The organism is Paenibacillus peoriae (assembly GCF_022531965.1).
GTDB lineage: Bacteria > Bacillota > Bacilli > Paenibacillales > Paenibacillaceae > Paenibacillus > Paenibacillus polymyxa_D.
On sequence record NZ_CP092831.1, the window covers coordinates 3,957,540 to 3,976,964 of the forward strand.

At 38.7% G+C, this 19,425-nt stretch carries 23 protein-coding genes; 3 read left to right on the forward strand and 20 right to left on the reverse strand.

The window, feature by feature from the left end:
* Nucleotides 1-59: 59 nt before the first annotated feature.
* From MLD56_RS17520 to MLD56_RS17530, 3 genes are all read right to left on the reverse strand, one after another.
* Nucleotides 60-1,196, reverse strand: coding sequence for an N-acetyldiaminopimelate deacetylase (locus MLD56_RS17520; RefSeq protein WP_029515435.1), 1,137 nt, complete (start codon nt 1,194-1,196; stop codon nt 60-62).
* A gap of 181 nt (nt 1,197-1,377) precedes the next feature.
* Nucleotides 1,378-2,091: a 2,3,4,5-tetrahydropyridine-2,6-dicarboxylate N-acetyltransferase gene (gene dapD, locus MLD56_RS17525; RefSeq protein WP_029515436.1), complete on the reverse strand. Its 714-nt coding sequence runs from the start codon at nt 2,089-2,091 to the stop codon at nt 1,378-1,380.
* 212 nt (nt 2,092-2,303) lie between these two features.
* Nucleotides 2,304-3,212 (reverse strand): hypothetical protein, encoded by a 909-nt coding sequence (locus MLD56_RS17530; RefSeq protein ID WP_029515437.1) that lies wholly within the window; start codon nt 3,210-3,212, stop codon nt 2,304-2,306.
* Between the two features lie 239 nt (nt 3,213-3,451).
* Between MLD56_RS17530 and MLD56_RS17535 the strand changes: the two genes are divergently transcribed.
* Both MLD56_RS17535 and MLD56_RS17540 read left to right on the forward strand, forming a co-directional pair.
* Nucleotides 3,452-4,396 carry a DMT family transporter gene (locus tag MLD56_RS17535; RefSeq protein ID WP_029515438.1) on the forward strand — a complete coding sequence of 315 codons (945 nt, stop codon included), beginning with the start codon at nt 3,452-3,454 and terminating at the stop codon, nt 4,394-4,396.
* A 75-nt stretch (nt 4,397-4,471) separates the two neighbouring features.
* On the forward strand, nt 4,472-5,335 hold the full coding sequence (locus tag MLD56_RS17540) for a sulfurtransferase (protein ID WP_029515439.1): 864 nt from the start codon (nt 4,472-4,474) through the stop codon (nt 5,333-5,335).
* Nucleotides 5,336-5,634: 299 nt separating this feature from the next.
* On the opposite strand, the gene MLD56_RS17545 is transcribed toward MLD56_RS17540, so the two are convergent.
* The 12 genes from MLD56_RS17545 to MLD56_RS17600 all read right to left on the reverse strand — a co-directional run bounded on the left by MLD56_RS17545 (nt 5,635) and on the right by MLD56_RS17600 (nt 14,256).
* Complete coding sequence (locus MLD56_RS17545; RefSeq protein WP_029515440.1) at nt 5,635-6,000, reverse strand: hypothetical protein; 366 nt, start codon at nt 5,998-6,000, stop codon at nt 5,635-5,637.
* Between the two features lie 138 nt (nt 6,001-6,138).
* Nucleotides 6,139-6,765, reverse strand: coding sequence for a class I SAM-dependent methyltransferase (locus tag MLD56_RS17550; RefSeq protein ID WP_029515441.1), 627 nt, complete (start codon nt 6,763-6,765; stop codon nt 6,139-6,141).
* Between the two features lie 21 nt (nt 6,766-6,786).
* Nucleotides 6,787-7,242 carry a DinB family protein gene (locus MLD56_RS17555; RefSeq protein WP_029515442.1) on the reverse strand — a complete coding sequence of 152 codons (456 nt, stop codon included), beginning with the start codon at nt 7,240-7,242 and terminating at the stop codon, nt 6,787-6,789.
* Nucleotides 7,243-7,746: 504 nt separating this feature from the next.
* A complete protein-coding gene (locus MLD56_RS17560) occupies nt 7,747-8,076 on the reverse strand; it encodes a protein export chaperone secb (protein WP_230585177.1) in 330 nt (109 codons plus the stop codon).
* A gap of 70 nt (nt 8,077-8,146) precedes the next feature.
* Nucleotides 8,147-8,770, reverse strand: coding sequence for a hypothetical protein (locus tag MLD56_RS17565; protein ID WP_029515443.1), 624 nt, complete (start codon nt 8,768-8,770; stop codon nt 8,147-8,149).
* 27 nt (nt 8,771-8,797) lie between these two features.
* Entirely contained in the window at nt 8,798-9,382 is a 585-nt protein-coding gene (locus MLD56_RS17570) for a hypothetical protein (protein ID WP_230585176.1), read from the reverse strand.
* Nucleotides 9,383-9,554: 172 nt separating this feature from the next.
* On the reverse strand, nt 9,555-10,001 hold the full coding sequence (locus tag MLD56_RS17575) for a hypothetical protein (protein ID WP_029515445.1): 447 nt from the start codon (nt 9,999-10,001) through the stop codon (nt 9,555-9,557).
* A 231-nt stretch (nt 10,002-10,232) separates the two neighbouring features.
* Entirely contained in the window at nt 10,233-10,754 is a 522-nt protein-coding gene (locus MLD56_RS17580; RefSeq protein ID WP_230585175.1) for a hypothetical protein, read from the reverse strand.
* 209 nt (nt 10,755-10,963) lie between these two features.
* Nucleotides 10,964-11,494 (reverse strand): hypothetical protein, encoded by a 531-nt coding sequence (locus MLD56_RS17585; RefSeq protein ID WP_029515447.1) that lies wholly within the window; start codon nt 11,492-11,494, stop codon nt 10,964-10,966.
* Between the two features lie 950 nt (nt 11,495-12,444).
* Complete coding sequence (locus MLD56_RS17590; RefSeq protein WP_029515449.1) at nt 12,445-12,858, reverse strand: GNAT family N-acetyltransferase; 414 nt, start codon at nt 12,856-12,858, stop codon at nt 12,445-12,447.
* Between the two features lie 88 nt (nt 12,859-12,946).
* Nucleotides 12,947-13,396 (reverse strand): GNAT family N-acetyltransferase, encoded by a 450-nt coding sequence (locus MLD56_RS17595; protein WP_029515450.1) that lies wholly within the window; start codon nt 13,394-13,396, stop codon nt 12,947-12,949.
* A gap of 302 nt (nt 13,397-13,698) precedes the next feature.
* A complete protein-coding gene (locus tag MLD56_RS17600) occupies nt 13,699-14,256 on the reverse strand; it encodes a TetR/AcrR family transcriptional regulator (protein WP_029515451.1) in 558 nt (185 codons plus the stop codon).
* Nucleotides 14,257-14,496: 240 nt separating this feature from the next.
* On the opposite strand from MLD56_RS17600, the gene MLD56_RS17605 reads away from it, so the two are divergent.
* The gene (locus MLD56_RS17605; protein WP_029515452.1) at nt 14,497-15,246 is read left to right on the forward strand and encodes an SDR family oxidoreductase; all 750 of its coding nucleotides are present in this window, start codon (nt 14,497-14,499) and stop codon (nt 15,244-15,246) included.
* 242 nt (nt 15,247-15,488) lie between these two features.
* On the opposite strand, the gene MLD56_RS17610 is transcribed toward MLD56_RS17605, so the two are convergent.
* The 5 genes from MLD56_RS17610 to MLD56_RS17630 all read right to left on the reverse strand — a co-directional run bounded on the left by MLD56_RS17610 (nt 15,489) and on the right by MLD56_RS17630 (nt 18,948).
* A complete protein-coding gene (locus MLD56_RS17610; protein WP_029515453.1) occupies nt 15,489-15,944 on the reverse strand; it encodes an NUDIX hydrolase in 456 nt (151 codons plus the stop codon).
* A 276-nt stretch (nt 15,945-16,220) separates the two neighbouring features.
* A complete protein-coding gene (locus tag MLD56_RS17615; RefSeq protein WP_029515454.1) occupies nt 16,221-16,610 on the reverse strand; it encodes a hypothetical protein in 390 nt (129 codons plus the stop codon).
* Nucleotides 16,611-16,804: 194 nt separating this feature from the next.
* On the reverse strand, nt 16,805-17,491 hold the full coding sequence (locus tag MLD56_RS17620; RefSeq protein WP_029515455.1) for a hypothetical protein: 687 nt from the start codon (nt 17,489-17,491) through the stop codon (nt 16,805-16,807).
* A gap of 515 nt (nt 17,492-18,006) precedes the next feature.
* Nucleotides 18,007-18,375 carry a hypothetical protein gene (locus MLD56_RS17625; RefSeq protein WP_029515456.1) on the reverse strand — a complete coding sequence of 123 codons (369 nt, stop codon included), beginning with the start codon at nt 18,373-18,375 and terminating at the stop codon, nt 18,007-18,009.
* 222 nt (nt 18,376-18,597) lie between these two features.
* Nucleotides 18,598-18,948 (reverse strand): hypothetical protein, encoded by a 351-nt coding sequence (locus tag MLD56_RS17630; protein WP_029515457.1) that lies wholly within the window; start codon nt 18,946-18,948, stop codon nt 18,598-18,600.
* Nucleotides 18,949-19,425: the final 477 nt, after the last annotated feature.

The following is a 19,425-nucleotide window of genomic DNA, read 5'->3' on the forward strand; positions in this document are numbered from 1 at the left end:
TCCTTCAAAAATTCGACTTCATTCCATTTTATTAAACATAATTATTCAGGGCGCCTCATTTACCCTTGAGACTTCCATGTAAAATAGTCTGTCAGCACACGAATGGCTACACCAATCGCTTCTTCCGCAGGCTCCAGCTTCGCATGATGCAAACCATAAGGCGTATCAACGCCAAGCCAGAACATCAGACCGGGAATTCGCTCCAGAAAATACCCGAAGTCTTCTCCGGTCATCGCTTCTCCGCATTCAATAAGCTGCACATCCTGCCGGTTACTGACCCAGTTCATAAATTCCTCGGTCACCTGAGCTTCATTGTACACTTGCAAATAATTGGAGCCATAATGAATCTCGGCATGGCATTCAAACCCAGCTTCCACACCGCGCACCAGCGCTTCGATCCGCGATTTAACCAGCGCCATCGTATCGGCAGACAACGTTCGGATCGTACCCTCCAACCGGGCGGTTTCTGCGATAATATTTTGCTTCGTGCCTCCGCTAACCTTACCCACAGTAATGACTGCTGCATCGAGTGGATTCACATTACGGGCTACAACCGTTTGTAATTGTCCCACCAGTTGGCAAGCAGCCACTACCATATCATTCGCCTTGTGTGGATACGCAGCATGCCCGCCCGTACCCTTCAGGTCGATGAAAAGCTCCGACGTATTGGCAAATAGGATGCCCGGGCGAGTCGCAATGGTACCGACAGGATATTCAGGTGCAACATGCAGCGCGACAATTTCATCGGGTATCCAGTCTGCCAGCTCTGTGCTGTCCCGCATAGGCAAGGCTCCGCCCGGCCCTTCCTCAGCCGGTTGAAACAATACAACCAGATCATCCTTAATCGGATGGCTTGCAAAGTGAGTAACAATTCCCAATCCAATCGTCATATGTAAATCGTGTCCACAAGCATGCATATAGCCGGGATGGGTCGAACGGAAATCGTAACCTGTCTCTTCTTCAATCGGTAAACCATCCATATCACAACGATATCCATAGCGGCGTTCAGGAGCTGATCCATGAATGAACACTAACACGCCCGTACGCCATGTACGAATTTCCAACCGCTCCTGAGGGAGCGTTTCCAAATAATCCAGCAAATATTGTTGTGTTTTGTACTCCTCAAAACCCGGTTCGGGAATTTGGTGTAAATCTCTTCGTATTTGGACAAAAGAACGATAGTCGACCGTACTCATTGCTGCCACGCCTCCTCTTTATAGCTCATCAGCTCTTATCGGGCAAAAGAACAAAAGGACAAAAGCCCGGCGCAGCCGCCGAGCCTTGTCCGTTGTGCTTCGTCCCTAAGTTATGCTGTCAGTGCATCATGCTTCTGACAAGGAATCGTTCACCTTTGGTACATAAAAAACTTCTGCATTCTTACAGAACGCGCAGTTCTTTCAAAATCTCAGTTTTAGATTTGGTCTTATCGTCGACCTGTTTGATCACACGTGCAGGTGTACCCGCCACTACGGAGTATTCAGGCACATCTTCAGTTACGACCGCTCCGGCTGCAACAACTGCACCTTTACCAATGCGTACGCCTTCCAGTACAACCGAGTTCGCACCGATCAATACTTCGTCTTCTACGATAACAGGCTGTGCGGACGGTGGCTCAATGACACCCGCCAGGACAACGCCTGCACCGATGTGGCACATGTTTCCTACTTTAACACGACCGCCCAGCACAGCATTCATATCAATCATCGTGCCTTCACCAATGGTGACACCGATGTTAATCACTGCACCCATCATGATGACTGCGTTGTTACCGATGCCAACCATATCACGGATATATGCGCCTGGCTCAATGCGTGCATTAATGCCTTTCAGATCCAACATTGGAACAGCGGAGTTACGGCGATCATTTTCCACCACATAATCTTCTTCTTTAGCGTTTGCGCTATCCAGTACCGGCTTGATATCAGCCCAATCACCAAATACAACACCACTGTCTCCAGAAATAAAAGCTTGAACATTCTCGCCAAATGATGCGGAAGCCAAAGCTCCTTTTACATATACTTTAACAGGCGTCTTTTTCTTGCTGTTTTTAATCACGTTGATGACTTCTTGTGTATTCATTTCGATGGACATAGTAAATCTAACAACTCCTTCATCGCTTCATACGACTTCGCAAGCCGGAATGATCTTATTCTCTCATCCTTTATAGCACAAAAGTGCAGGTCTCGCAATTATAGATTAGACCCTTATAGCTCTAACCTAGCCCTTAAAATAACCATTTTCAGCGGCATGACTGCCTTAAATTCATGATTGTAAGCCGCCGATCATCCCGCATCAAAGTAGGGTTATTTATTAGCTTGCAGGCTCTCCAGCGATGTATAAATGTAGGATTGGAATCCTTCAGCAGGTTCACCTTGTGGAATGTTCACTTTCACGATGAAACCGCCTGTTTTATTTTCTACAACTATATATTGCTGTGTCATCTTCGAACTGCTCGCTTGTAAGAACAGACGGCTACTGGATAACGCTTCAGGTATGGCTGCTTTGTCCAGCTTTTGCACCTTACCGATGGAAGCTAGATCCTTTTCGCCTTCTTTTTGAAGTTCGTCCAGATTAAAATCGGAGGGTAGCTTCGTAATTTCAGCATAATAGTTATCATCTACAGCCAAGGCAACACGGTTTTGATCAGGAAACAGGGACATCGGATCAAACACATACAGCGAATATCCCTCTCCTTTTGCTAATGTCGCAGTCTGCTTTTCCTTTTTTCCCTCAAGGGTGAGATCAAAAGTTTGAGTCTTTGTGCGTTCTCCGCCTACTGCTTGACCAGCTCTTCCGTTTTGATTGCCATCTGTTGCAGCCTCTGTTTTTTGTATTTTCGTTAAAGTCAGTTGCTTCGCCGTCGCGTCGCCCTCTACTGCTTTTTCGGTGTATTCAAACGCTACTGTATCGCCTTCCTTAAGTCCAGCTATTACCGTGTCCAGTCCGTCCCCCAATTGGAAGGATTGGGCTTCGCCATTGGTTCCAATCTCTACCGTATGCGGGTCAGCAGCTCCATTGTATACACCTGTGCCTTTTTTAACCTCCGACTCAGCGATTGTCTCCGGTTTAACTTGCGGCTGCTGTTGCGTTTGCGGTTGGTCTGACCCTTGAGGTGCGGTGTTATTGGTTTGCGATTTCGTTCCACAGGCTGACAGAGCCAGCACTGCCACTACAGTCAGTAGTATGATTGAAATTGTGTTTTGTTTTTTCATAAAATCCACCTCCACTATGATAGACGAGCTTGTGCAGCAAAAGTTCTACGCAGCATCTCACTTAAAATCCAAAATCCTACCTCCTGCTCCCGTTTATTATATTCTCAGGATTTTGCAAAATCCTAATACCACGGGAATGTTAGGTACGGTATAATGGGCTGTATTAACCTAATTTTCGAGATACCGCTTGGAAGGAACATAGACGTATTTATTTTCCCCCATACGGATGGAGCTGCCACGTGAATCAAGCACACAAACCGTCGTTTTCCTTTGAATTATTGTACATCATAGGTATTATCGCTATTTCGTTCTCCTCGATCTTCGTAAGATGGTCTGAAGCCGAGGTGTCCGTCATCGCTATGTACCGTTTGTACCTAACCAATCTGATCATGCTGCCTTTGGTCTGGAAGTACCGCACTGAGCTGTTTAGCCTGACCCGCAAGCAGTGGATGCTGATCCTCTGGTCCGGTATTGCGCTGGGGCTGCATTTCTTGCTCTGGATGGGCTCACTGCGACTGACCACCGTTGCAAGCTCTACCGTTATTATGACATTGGAGCCGATCCTTGTCATGCTCGGTTCATTTTTGTTTTTCCGGACGGGCACGAATCGCGCTATGCTCATCGGGATGGGTATGGCTTTTATCGGCTCGCTGGCCATCGGAGCTGGAGACTTCCATGTCTCTGGACAAGCCCTGCTCGGGGACGCACTGTCCTTCTTGGGTATGGTAGCCGTGTCCATCCATATGCTGATGGGCAAGCATCTGCGCGAGCATTTGAGCGCGTTTGTGTATAATTTTTGGGTTTTTGCCATCGCAGCCACATCACTTGCGCTGTATAATGTGGTCAATGCCATTCCTTTTACCGGATACGCTCCACGGGAATGGGGACTGTTCCTGCTGTTAGCCATTGTACCTACGCTGTTCGGACATTACCTATTTAACTGGCTGCTCAAATACATTAACGCAACTGCGGTGTCGATGGCGGTACTCGGCGAGCCCGTTATTTCTTCCTTGCTAGCTTGGGTGCTGCTCGGGGAAAGGTTGTCTACTTTACAATTTGGTGCAGGCTTTTTCATCCTGTTCGGGGTATGGATTTTTATCCGATACGGAACGGATTTTAAAAAGAAAGTTGTCCATCAAAGTGAGTTGCCCGACACTGAGCACCCCCTGAAGACCAGCTCTTAACTTATTTACCCCATTTTCATAAACCATACTCAATGAATTAAATTCACTTCTAAAAAAAGGAAGGCGGAATTCTCTATGAAATCCATCGTATCCAAACGCTGGCTGCTGGCCCGATTGTATGAGCCGGACATGATCATTGCCGACTGCCGTTCCCTGCTCGGACAAGCCGGGGCTGGACGGACTCAATTTAATGAAGACCATATTCCTGGGGCGGTTCACTTCGATTTGGAAGAAGACCTTACCGCTCCTCTTGGCGAGCATGGTGGTCGCCATCCATTACCTGATGTGGATACACTTGCCGCACGTCTGAGTCGTGCCGGGATCAACTCCGCTTCACGCATCGTCGCTTATGATGACCAAGGCGGTATGATGGCTTCCCGCTTCTGGTGGCTCCTGCGCTATCTCGGACATGAGCAGGTATATGTGCTGGAAGAAGGCTACAGCGCTTGGAAGGAAGCGAAGTTCCCCGTTACGGCAGACCAGCCGATTCGCATTCCAAGTACATTCACACCAAATGTACAGCCACAAATGCTCACAAGTATGCAAGAGGTGCACCGTGTATCCGAAGATTCTGTTCCTGTTGGCTCCTATATCGGTTTTTCACCTATATTAATCGACTCCAGAGAGCGGCCTCGCTACCTGGGGCTGGAGGAGCCCATTGATCAAGCAGCGGGACATATCCCCGGTGCAGTGAATTTCTTCTGGAAAGAGGTCTTGGACGAAAAAGGCAGCTTTAAAAATGCGGAACAATTGCAGCAGCACTTTGCCGATCTTGATCCAAACGCAGAAATTATCGTGTATTGTGGTTCTGGCGTATCCGCCTGTCCCAATGTACTGGCCCTGAATGAAGCTGGATTTAGTAAGGTCCGTTTATATCCGGGAAGCTGGAGCGACTGGATCAGCTATGAGGAGAATCCGGTGGCGACCGGAGAGGAATAAAAAGTTTCAACGGATATACAGGTTCAAAAGACAAATAAACTGCCTTAAGCGATTTGGCTCATGGCAGTTTATTTGCTTTGTTAAAAAGTACATAAAAAATCAACTTGAGCCGAGTGAAGCGACCTTATATAGAATTCCAAAGCTGATTTTTTTCTACGTCCTGACGATTTGGCGTAAGTTTCTGACTGGTTCCACATCTCCCGAAATTCTTCTACCAGATTGAGATGATAGCCGGTACAAAAATACGTTGTTAACTGGAACTTATTTCGCCTTCGAATAGCATCGCATTGCTCTATGCACTATACGTTCACCTCATCCCATCTATAAATAACATAGCCGAGTTGACATATAACTAGTAATAAATAAATTACGTTTATACATAGATATATTTTAATTTTTTTCTTGTATTTATGTAAATCTACTTCTTCGTTCACTTCTCTTTTCTTTATTTTCTCTCTCCAACTCATTAATCTTGAGAATTCTACTGCGCCTAATACTCCCCATAGCAATGTAAATACTAAAAATACGGCATTTACTAGAGACAATAATATCCACATTCCTACATCCATTGTTCTTATTGATCTAAAACAAATGTGCACCACTAGTGTCAGACTAAATAATCCCAAGCCTATAATACTTACTATCGGTTTATCTTGCATTCTCATTTTTTATTCCCTTCAGTTCCAAATACATGTAACGTTTCTTTATTCACGATGTCCCAGCGCTTTAAGATTAACAGTCCAGCTGCCACTTGCGGTAGCTAAGCGATGGGACATGTCTGTTGAATTACTTCCTCGAAATAGCTATCCAATATTTTGAACAACTATATATCTTAATTCATATTCTTTCTGTTGTTTCTCTACATATATCAGAGTTTCTCTCATGAAACCCATTTCTAATATATTCAAATCATTAAAATGTTCTTTTAAATCTTTTTCAGTAAAGAAGTGAGCATATTTCCCTTCCTTGTATTCATATGTTCCTTCCTCAACTTTCCTACCTACACCATTATTAGAATCACGATCAGAAAAACATGTGAAATACATTACTCCCAATTCCTTCAAATGCTTCACGCAATTCTGTATCAGTTTTTTTCGGTCTTCTAACAAAAATAAATGTAATAAATCATAACAATATATTCCATCATACCTTTGGCTTGTAGTAAACTCTAATACCGATTCTTGAATAAAATTCGTTTTTAAATCCCATTCTTTTGCTAGATTTATAGCTGAACTAGATATCTCAATTCCATCAACCTGAAAATAAGAAGAGAACGCCTTCGTATTTCTTCCATATCCAGCACCAGGAACCAAAATATCATGTACATTATTTTTTTTGAACAAATCTATAGCTTGGGTTACAGTTTGACTTGGTTCACAACCCCAAATCATTCCTTCTTCAGTAAATCTTTTGTTCCAATAATCCCCCATATTATTCACCCGCCTATATACTCACATTGCTCTTCTTTTAAGCTCATCAATCTGTCTGATATGATGTTGATCATGCCAGATAAAATCTCTTAAATATGATATTACAGTAAACTTCCCGTCAGCATATTCTTTAGTAAACTTGTCGTCTTCAAAACTCTCTATACTCTCCAATATCATGTTACGGTACTGAATAGTCATTTTAATTAATTCTTCTTTCGTTTTTGTTTTTCCATATTCAACAGCATCCTGATTAAATTGTTCAAAATCCATATGTGTTAATGTCAAAGGCGCATCGTTTAATATCGGATTTATGGCTACTTCATAAAAGTATTTATCCCACAGTAATATATGACTTACGATATCGTGAACTGACCATTTATCTTCAGCAATCTTTATTTTCCAATCCATTTCACGAATCTCAGAAACAAAACGTATCCATTCCTTGAACTCCTCTAGTAACCGCGACCTCTCATTCATGGTTTCCGACTCCTCTTTTCAAATTTGAGTTAGTTAGAATAACGTATTTGTATTCATGAACCCCAAAGGGGTTGCCTTCTGAAAATCTTTTTTATGAATTCTATAATAATTATATCTTTCAGCATCTATTTCTATCTCTCCTACAAACTTAAAATTACTTTTTTGAATAATTTATTTGATGCTGCATTCTCAAGTAATGCAATTGCGTTTAATTCTTTAATCCCGTATTTTCAAATTAATACTGTATTACTCCCTGAACCGCTTGAGTCGTATATCCTCTACTTCTATAATCTTTTGAGATACCATACATGATTTCTCTATTGGTTGCTGGAAGCTCGTCTTTTATTCCTGAACAACAACCATCCGATGGATTCTCCCGTTTCTTTAAGTTACTCAATTCAACTTCCCTTCAGGGCTCTACTTGAACTAATAATTCTTCCATAGTCATTTCTGGAGTTATAATTATCGTTTTGTTTAGTTTTCGACTTAGGTCTTTTAGGAAGTTCATGAGTACATCTTTTTTTTCTCTGAATTTATCTGTATTGGTGAAACATCAAATTCAATAACGCTTCCTTCATAAAAATATCCACAAATATCAATTTCACTATATTCAATAGTTATTCCAATACTTGCTTCTTTTTTAATTCTTAACAACTCAGCAATATCCCTAATTTTAGTTATTAGCCCATCTATAGTCACTCGATAATTAATTCTATCACTTTCCAAATAATCAAAAATTAAAGCCCATACTTGGATGTCTGTATCCAATACATAAATATCCCTTAGACTTCCATCTTTAAAGAATACTTCATTCATTACTTCATCGTAATTCATGCAAACCTCCTAACACTCCGCATTTCATCTAACGTTCTTGTATCTCCGAGCCCTCACCATCTATTAGCTTCTAATCTTCATTCATTCTATCTGCTCGTATCCAACTCATTTCCTCAATGTTTAATAATTCTTTAAACTCTTCTACTAACTGATGCTTAGATTCCAGTTGTATATAGTAATTATTATTCAAAATATCGTCTAATTGTTTTATTCGCTCATTATCTAGTTCAAAAAATCTAAATGTTTTTAGATTGCAATTTGTAAACTGTTTTGCTATTTTCTCATTGTATTCATTAGATCTCAGAACTTCTTCAATTAATTCAGTTCTGATTTTGTCCCCTCTAGGGTCGACATATAAAAATTCAATGTGATCTTCCTCTGGATATCTTTCTTCAGCAAGCTTAATAATTGAAGTATCTAATAACACATATGATATATGAAGACTTGCTATCTCTTGTGAATTGTAAACTACCCGGTATCCCCAACAGTGATCTTCAAAATTATAAAAATATAACACTGGGATTTTTTCTGAAATTTGAAATAAACTTTCTGGAATTTCTTCACTTTCTTCTGTATCTTTGGTTATGAAAACAAACCATTTGTCATTTAAATCCTCCGCGTATATAGGATCATGCTCAAGAAGTGCTTCTTTATATTTCAATAGTGATAAGCTTCCTGAAGTCAATTCACTCATTTGTTTTGGCTCCTTTTTATTCATATTTCACTGATATTCTTCAAATTTATATTTTGTTAATTTATTTATTTCAATTACTTGTTCTTTATTAAAATAGCCCATTAGGCAACCTTGATCTAAAATTGAAATATACAATTTCATGGATTGTTCAGTCTTTATTAGTTCGTTAAATTTCTTGAATATCTCCATATCCAACCAATCATCATATACTTTCATTTCCCATCTGATAAGTTCATTAATATATTCAAAAGAGACCCATGCAGTACCATTCTGAATATCTACGTAATCCGTTATATTATTTAAATTAAGTTTTGTCATATTCTCTAATCGTATTATTATTCTTGCATAGTCTCCATGGTCCTCAATACATTCAGTATCTAAATACCAAATTTCCTCAGATACATTTATAAATTCACCATTCACTTCAACTTCTCCACCTAAAGTAAGTAGTAGCAAGTTGTAGGGATCTTCTTCATATTCATTTCTCGAAAATTCTTCCAAAAGTAATTCTTTTTTTAAATCTGCACTCATGAAGATGCCCAATTCAGAAAGTTTGTTTAGTTGATCTTCAAATATTATTTTCTTCTTAAATAAACCAAACAACTTAAACACCTTCTTTTTATGGTTTGCGTCCCTTTTCTATAACGCTTGTATTCTTGAGCTCCGTCAGGGGTTGTCTGCTGAAATGCCTTCTCGAAATCTATCTCGCAGACTAAGGCACCGTAGGAGCTGCTACTTGAATATGATGTTAAGTGATGTCTTTGCTTCTTCGAAGCAGTGTGCATTATTGTTTTTCTATTATTCCAAAAGTATCATTAATGACTCTTTCATAGTTTGCCCATTCAAAATAAAAGGGACCTATATTTATTGGTTTGTTCTCATGCTCCAACTTGAAATCCTTCCATATTACAATTTCTTCTTCCCTGTCAATTTTCACTGAGATATAACCACACTCTTCATCTCCACACCAGGGACATACCAATATTGGAAATATATAGTACATATACTCATGTGGTTTCTTTAGCAAAAAGTATTGAATCATTTCTTTTTGGTGATCTTCGCTTCCCCATCCTAAGGATGGAACCAGATCGTGTTTCTTGAGCATTTGGTAAAGTGATTTTCCATCAATAATTAAATCTGCAAATTTTGTGTTCTTATTTTCATCTCGTTCTGGGTCAAATTCATCATATCGGCTGGAAAGTTTAGTTTGTAGAGTATTTATCGTTGTCATTGGTTTCTCTCCTTGTTGATTATCTTACATAGATTTCACATAACGTTGATGTATTCACAAACCCTCACTGGCTTAAAGACCGAATGTCTGGCGTGATGCGGTTAATCAGTTCAGGGCTGTCCCGACAGTCACTTCATCGCCTGATGCTTCTTGGACCGATGGTCGACTTGCCTCGGCCCTTAGCATAGAATAAATTGTTAGGCGAAGCATTGTAACATCTTTGAATTTTCTTTAATTTTTATTCTGATCTGCTCGCTCTTTTATCTCTTTAATTATTTCTCTATATCTTTCTACATCATATTGAAAATTTAAGCCATGCGTAATCATTATGCTCTTTAGATCATTAAATTTATGTATTAATTCTTCCAAAAAATAGATTATTTGGTTCCAAGAGAAAGCAAATTTATTAGAAGTCTTAACGAATTGTTCCTTAAAAGGCGATTGCTCAGTTAACCAAAACAATCTATCATCCTCATGACTGACTTCAACATAGTATCCCCCACAACCAAATATACCGCAAGTACAAGTGAACATAGGATACTTTCCTGGACAAATTAATGATTTTAAAAATTCGTCTTCTACAAACACTTCATCTTCGTGCAACTTATTTCCGTTTATATATAAAGCTATCCTCCAATCAATAACATGGACCATTCGCCCAGAATGTCTTGTAATATTTTTGTATTCTTTTCTTATGTCAATTTCCATATCTACTGACAGTACATCAAGTTTATTTTCATCTGCTTTTTTCAAGAAAATCCTCATCGCTCTCCCCGAACTTCATTGTATGATCACAATATTTCGCCCAACGTTTCTGTATTCATGAACTCCCTCAGGGATTGTCTATCTGCTCCAGCCTCTTCGAAATCCCTCTGCAGACCAAGGGCACTGCATGACCCGAAGCTTGAATATTATGTTATATGATTGCCATCATCTTCTATGAAATACCTACAGTCCTTAATTCAGCTTCCATTATTGCAAAGTATACATCCATGACAATTTAAATAGATATCATGTTTTTCGCATTTGGGATAACCTCTTGGAATTGTAGGGTTATCATCCCCCTCTTCAATTTCTGACCATTCTGTATAATTATTCATGTCAAAATCTTCTTTATTGAATGCTTTAATCATTAAGCCAAATTGATTCAAACAATTAACAACCCAATCTTGCCGTGGTTTATAGCTTAATTTCTCCCACCCTAAGCCATCTGCTGCATTTGAAATAGTATCTAGTATAAAATCTTTCTCGCTTTCAAAGGAGTCTATAGTCCAAGGCATTTCATCAATATCAAAACCAACTGTTCCTATTCCAACTACAGACTGATCCCTTTGTGCTAGCCAAATAATTAATTCTTTTTCTCGATTCGTTTTAGCTAGTACTGATCCACTAATAGCTAGAACTTCAATAAAGACTGATGTTAATCCATTTGACATACCTATGGGTTCAACTACATCATTTAATTGTTTTGGTAATGAAATGGTGTTCGCCATACTATGCTCCCCACTTTTCAACTTGGTTTATATGGTGATTTTCTCTAACGCTTCTATATTCATGAACCCTATCAGGGGTTGTCTGCTGAAATTCCTCTTCGATATCCAGCTCGCAGACCAAGGTTCCATAGGAGCTAACGAAACATAACTTCTTCGATTCACTTACAAAATCAGCCCTTTATCATCCTCGCCTTCGAGCTGTTTATAATTCTCAATAAAATATCTATAAGCAATTCTCTTAATCGTAGACAAAATTGCTTCGCATGAAAATGCCAACATTTATTTGTAATCATAATCCCTTAATGATAGTTCTTGAACAATTTTTCTACTGTCCTTTATTCTTAGAATTTGCTTCGGTTTATCATATATCCAAGCAAGCTTTATACAATATTCAATTAATATGGATTTTATTAAAGGTCTATATAAGTTAATGTAATAACATTCTTTCCAGTCGAAAGAAATTTCAATAAAAGAAGTTTTATACTTCCTTGAATAAGCTCTAAACAATACCTCATAAGGTTTCTCGTCAACAATGCAAATGAATTGATAATGTCTAACAATGATTGGGATTGCTTTTTTTTGAAATACTTTCATCATTCACCTCAACATTACTTTATCAGCAATTATGTCTAATAGCTTTCTTGTGTTCCTGAACCCGAGAAGCTTAAAGAAGCGTAGCGACCGGCTAGCTTCGGTTCTTAGCCTCGCAGGATTGTCTACCTGACTTTCACTTTCAGGAAAACGATGTTATGTGATACCTCTAGTTCTTATTTAATATATTCTTCAATCCTTGTTTAATATTATTTGGTCTCGTCTATTCTAGATTACTCTATTAGAAAAATCTCTGTAGTCTAAAGTCAATTCCTTTTTTAGTTCTATATTGGAAGAAATACACCACATATTATTAGCACTCTCTTCTTAAAATGCTTTTTACATTGATTTCCTCAACGTCAATTTTTGTTTAAAACCTTTGTCAGTATTATTTCCAGAGGTTCATTCTCAAACATTAAACATCCAGCATCTCTATATCCAAGCTTCCTATAAAAATGTTGAGCTTCTTCATTCGAAAGTGTTGAGGTCATAACCATTTCAAAACCTTTTTGTTTCATTAATTCCTCCCAATAGTGGACAACTTTTTTACCAATACCTGTTCCTCTATACTCCTCATCTATCCATATCATATTCATAAATGGTGTGTTGTCCCAAAAAAATCCGTATCTCATCCAACCTATTTCTTGATTGGATTCTCTGATTATTAGGATTTCATTTTCTTTTATTTTTGGTCTTATAAGTGTCTTATGTATGTGCTTGTCTCTTAACAAGATGTACTCATAATCTGATTCAATCGCAAAATCAATCTGCATTGTAATCCTCCCTTTCACTCTTTTCATCGAATATCTTCTTTGTAACACTCAGCACTGATGTCTCATAACGTTTGTACATTACATAAGTTTATAAAGTCTTTTTAAAAATGTATAAGTCACCTTCTTCTCTAACCTTAGTAAACCCACACTTTGAATAGAAGTGATGATTCTTCACACTCCAGCTAGGAGTATCCAGCCACCATTTAGTGCTGTCCGGAAATTTATTTTCAATTTTCTCCATCACCTTCGTTCCGATTCCTAGATTTTTAAAATTTGGATCAATAAAGATCCTTCCTAGATTATGCACTTGATTACATTCTACAAATATCATAGCTCCCCCGATTATTTCTCCATTAAAGAGCACCTTGAAATATTCGCAATTTTGCATCATCTCTTCTTGCCAACTTATGGAGTCATATCCTATGGGCCCAACGGTTTCGTTATTATTAAAATGCTTTGATTCATCCTCAAAACTGGCCTTTTGTATTTCAGCAAGTCTTTGCGCATCATTTTTTCTAGCTTTTTCTAATGTCAGCACCAAACATACCTCCATTATCTTTTTATTTTTTCCAGGGTTGTCTGCTAAATTGCCCCCCCCAAACTCTATACCAGCAGGTCAAGGCTCCGTAAGGATTCGATGCTTGAATATTATGTTATCAGAAGTTACCGAACTTCTTCATTATGCATTCAAAATCAATCTGCAATTTTTTTATCAGCGAATTTTCTTATATGGTCTTTTTTTATTTTGTAATTTGATTATTAGTTCATCTGCATCTCTTTCACTTTTTTGAGCTTTTAGTGACTCTTCTTCTGTTATTTCTATTTCTATCATTTGAACCACTATTGTTCGTGTCCCTCGACACCACGGTTCAGCAAATTCCAAAATTGTTCGACCATGACCGATGCCGGATATGGCATTGAACGGGTAATCCACCATTCCAATACCCCCACTGCCGCTGAAATTAAAAATTGCACCGTAATGTCCCTGTTCATATCCTGATCGAGGTTGATCGAATCCAGATGCTCGCACAGACTTTGCCGGAACATTGTCTCTATTTGGTTTCGAAAAACCGTACTTCCCTTGTTCGTCAGCATTATTGAGTAGAATGAAGCATGCTGCTCCAAATATTCAAACGTACGCAGTAGTGCGGTTTTGGAAGGGAGATGAAAGAAGTTATCTTCAGACATACAATTGCGTAGTAACTCTTTAATTTGAGCTTCCATGCATTGATCGCGCAGATCGTACTTATCAGCAAAATGCAAATAAACCGTTCCGCGATTGACATTCGCTTCCTCAGCAATTTGATTGATCGTAATTCTCTCGAATTCCTTTTCTGACATCAGCCTCATAAAAGCATCAATAATGGCTTGCCTCGATTTTTGAATACGCCTGTCCATATCCTTCTCCCCTTTGTGCTATCCGAAAAAATGAACACTTCGAAGTCCTCTGTTGAAAAATCAACAACCACGCTTGTTTTAACCATTGAACCCCATATACCGCTCTGATACATTCACTTTATAAAATTTATGTTGATGATTCAACATATGTTCAATTTTAGTGGAGCTGTAATCATGAAATCTATTGTTTTACAATCTTTGGAATGATTTAAATCACATTGAATTAGGAGGGTTTAAAAATTGAAACTTACAGGAAACACGATTTTTATTACAGGCGGCGGTTCGGGAATTGGACGTGCGTTAGCAGAAGCTCTCCACAATCTTGGAAACAAAGTTATTATCGCCGGTCGACGTAAAGAGCGTCTGGAGGAGACGATCAAAGCGAATCCCGGCATGTCCGCAGTGGAATTGAATGTACAAGACCCTGCCAGCATAAAGGCGGCCGCCAAGCGGTTAATCAAAGAATACCCGGATGTTAATGTCTTGATTAACAACGCCGGCATCATACAGTCCGATGACGCGGCGGGCGTGATCGATGAGGATGTTTTGATTTCGACTGTCACGACAAACTTTCTAGGTCCCATTCGGTTGATTTCTGCATTCATCGAGCATTTGAAGTCCAAAGAAGAAGCCGTTGTCATCAACACGACTTCGATACTTGGATTTGTACCATTAGCGACAACTGCTGTATACTCCGCGACAAAGGCAGCACTTCATACCTATACGCTGTCCCAAAGGTACATGCTTAAAGACACATCGGTAAAAGTAATAGAAATTGTACCCCCATGGGTTCAAAGCAACAACGATGAACCGCGTGCGATTCCACTTGATTCATTCATTGATGCAACAATAAAGATACTTGGCACGGATACAGACGAAGTTCTGGTGGAAGAAGCGAAAATGTTTCGAAATAACCCTGGCCCGAACGAAGGTGTTTTTGTGACTCAGCTTAACGATACGATGAATTCTGAACCTCCAAAAATCCATTGATCCACCTGTAATTCAATTTGCAAAAATTTAGGCGAACATGAAGTAGACACTCAGCTCCGTCTACTTCATGTTCATTTTATTGCAACTTGCTCGTGAAGTAAGAAAAAGCGCCTAGTGGTCACACCCATGTTTACCTCTTAAATAATTTCGTTGATTTCACATAATGTAGGGAATTCCCGAAGTTCAAACAGCCCTTTGTTAGGTGATGTCGGGGACATCCTTGATTTACTAAAAAAATGTTTTCATGATCTTACTTCATTTAAAAATCTTGTTATTATCGGTAGGTCGGGAGGACTTATTTGATTAGGTATCTTGTTTAAATCAAAAAATCGTATATCTTGTACTTCAGCTTTATCACCTTTAATTATTCCACTGTATTCTTTACATATATAAGCTGCAACTACGTTATATACTTCATCTCCATGCGGATATCGATAGTAGAGTTCCGGGCCTGAAAATATATCAAGTAATTCTAACTCTTCGGCTTCTAAGCCTACCTCTTCAAAAAGTTCCCGGCTTGCAACCTCCTTCATATTCTCACCAGGCTCCATTGAACCTCCTGGTAATCCCCATAGACCATTGTCAGTTCTTTGCTGCAATAGTAATCGTCCCTCATCATCTATGAGAATCACACATGCTCCTGCCATAATTATAGGTCGGGTACCTACTAACTCTCTTAATTCTCTTATGTAATTCAATTTCTTCACGCCCCTTTGAGATCCTTCAACAGACCAAGGCTCCGTTAGGAGCCACTGCTTGAATTTAACGTTATATGACGGATTCACTTCTAAAATCTACTTTCGTCAATGGATAAGGCACGTAGTCCGGGTGGCTCTGCTACTTAGCCGGTTGAATGTTTCCGTTGAATCCGCCCTTCCGAAATGCATCTTCCGGGCTAAGGGTCGGGCTTGTCCCGGCCAGATGAGTTGAATGCTATGTTAAATAACGTTGACTTTTTTCGAGTTAAGTAATTATTATTCTCGTTTCCATTTATGTGTTTCGAGTAGTTTTCCAGTTTCATAAAAATACTTTATTACTTCAAGCATAGGAATTAATTCTATACAAATGTTATCGCAATAATTGCCTAACTGGCCACCAGCAACCAGATGAATTTCACCGTTTCCCTGTTTATTGTTCATAAGAGTATATATATTACCATCAATTGTAATAGACACTATAAAATATTCCGGTCCGCCTCCAACCAATGCTGAATCTGTATCTGATACCTCAAAAAAAACTAATGTAAATTTATCTCCATCGAGTTTTTTAAAAAAACTTAAAGTGTCTGCCCACGTAGGATTCATAACTATTTCTTCATTGAATGTGGTCCCAATCCATTCATCAATACTAATAGATTTTATCACTTTTTCTTTTCATCCTTTTTAGATGGTTTTATTTATTCGGGGGCTTTCATCTAACGATTCTACATTCACGATCCCAGCGAGTGCTCAGGTGTCCTACAGTGATCTCCTTTTCCGAAATCCTTCTGCCGGGCCGAGGGCGTATGCCGATGTGTGATACTATGTTATCAGATGAACTATGACAATTTTGAGGGTATCTACAAAATTTCTTCTCCCTTTAATATTTCATTTGAGAACTGGTCCACAGCCAACCACGTCGAAACATCCTCTTTGATATTCTTATTCCAAGCAACTAAAAAATGTACTTGGCATATCTCATTAGAATCAATTAGTGTCATAGGAATTTTAATGCCTTTATCAGAACTTAGGATAAAACCTTGCTTTTCAAAGTCAGAGTTTAAACATAGCGATTTAGGAATCATATCTCCTTGATTTCTTCTTGCCATTAACATATCCCCGTCTTGTGTCCCCAAGTGTAAACGGTATATCTGATTCTCGTATTCGACAGCTTCAAGATCTTCCCCAGTATTAGATCCATAATCTGTCCAACTGTAACCCTCCTTCCAAGAAGCAGAAAAGCTGCACGTACTTATTTGAGTGTTCGCATGAGGCTTTATTCTAAAAACTGCTCCCCAACATTCTTCTACTGTCAGATGTAAAGCGAGATTGAGCTTGGGTCTACAGACAACTAGCTCACAATCAAATGAATCATAATAATATTTATATAATGATCCACCATTTTTGAGTTTATAACTTTTTTCTGGATAATAGAAGTTATCAGAGACTGTGATTGAAAATTCAATTATTCCAAGAGGAGTATGTATTTGTGGCTGTAAGAGATTGTTTTCTTTAATTAAGACTTGTTCTCCATGAAATAGCTTCATTATTTTCCTCCTCATAGTCTTTCTAATAACGTTCCTGTATGCATGAACCCCAACTCGCTGGCCTAGGCTCCGATATTATGTTATGCGAAGCTTCTTCGAAAACTTTTGAACCGATGTTGCTCTTCTTAAAAACAATATTGAACTTGTATAATTATCACTTAGACATAAAGAAATTGAATTGTTAATATAGCAGACCAAGCCATAGAATACAGAATTTCTTCTTAAGCCTGTCCATTGCTTATGATTCTCTTCTGTATTTAATTTTTTGGCTAACTCAAAGACATGAGAATTCAAAAACATCTGGTATTCCTCCATCTCTAAGCAGTTTCGCATAACGTTCTTGTATCTACGAATCCGAGAGGCTTAAGGCGCAAAGCGCCGGGTCCATCGGACTTAGCCTCGCAGGGTTGTGAGCTGATCCCGCTTCTCTCTCTGCTTTCCACTTCTAGCGAACCAAGGGCAACGCCCGCAGCGTAGATGCGATGTTATATGAGGTCAGCTTTTCTTCGAGTCAACTAATAATTATGCTTCCTTGCTAGTTTCCACTTCATAAATAAATTTATATCACTTATAGCATCTAATATTATTCCTTTATGTTCTATATTATTTTTTAATTCTTTCAAAATGATTGGTTTTACTAGTCTTTTATCTAACTGTTTTTTAGTTCTTGCTATATGTGCTAATCCCAATACAGAATTCGCTCTTACATTTGGATTATCATGTTGCGCTGATTTAAGACATATATCTTGAGCAAACTTCCAATTGTGATGATACATTCCAACTGAAAGTGGTAAATATATAAGTTTTTCTACTTCTCGGCGAGTTAAAATATCTTTTATTTCCTGATCTGTGTATTCTTCGATATGCTTGTAAATTCGCTTCATAGTACTTGCTCCTAAATATAGCCTTTTTATTCCTAGCTGATCTCACATAACGTTTCTGAATTCAAGACGTCCGGCGTATGCCGGATATGTTCGGCTGATTCTACTTCATGGCTTCTCAACTTCTGCCGAACCGAGGAGCGAATGCGACGATGCTTGAATGTGATGTTATGCAAAGTACCATGACTTCATTGAATCTACTTAAAAATCCTGTATAATTCACCATCACCATTCTCTCCATTCTTCCGTAATATCTTGATCCTCCTCAATTTCTAATCCAGCTAGTCTTGCTGCCTTATCTATAAATTCAGCCAGTTCTTCACGTTCCATCGTTTCAATAAAATAGTCGTTCTTTTCATTCAATTCATTAAACGTAATTACAATTTCTTCTACAGCCTTCATAATACTTTCAGGATGTGTAGTTTCTTGTAATAATATTAATTGGTTTAGATAGTTATCCAGGACTTTATCACACATTAATAATCTCTCTTCCGTAAAAAGGTCATCTCCGTATTCAACCATTCTTTTGTTCCACAATTGAGTTGGTTTTTCATTAAATAGGTCCTGTAATGTCATTGGCATATCCCTCATTTTCTTGTTTTTGTTTTAATAGATTTTTAAAATTACTGCATAGTATTTCGCATATGAGTTTGCTTACTAACTTGCTTTTCACTTCACTTATCTAATTTTTTCTTTGATTCATCTTTTTTCATCTGTTAGTACACCCTTAATGAAAGACCAAGTACGGTCATCACCCGGTCAGTACAATTGGCTTAGAGGGTTTATTCCCTTCTAAGTCTCAGGTAATAAAAACCCACCTCCGGCTCTTAACCTTTAGGTGATTTTTTGCCTTCTCTTGTTGTTATTGATGTATGTCAAAAGTGCAAGAATAAATGTTCAAAATAGTAACATTAGAGTCACCGCATCTTTTACATCCATGGTCTCACTTTTCGAAGGAAAACCATGCCCACCCAAGAGTCAATTGTATCTATATTTTACCTGTATTTGCGAGTGCAAACAAGTGTTCTCATTTATTTTCTTGCATTTTTCTTT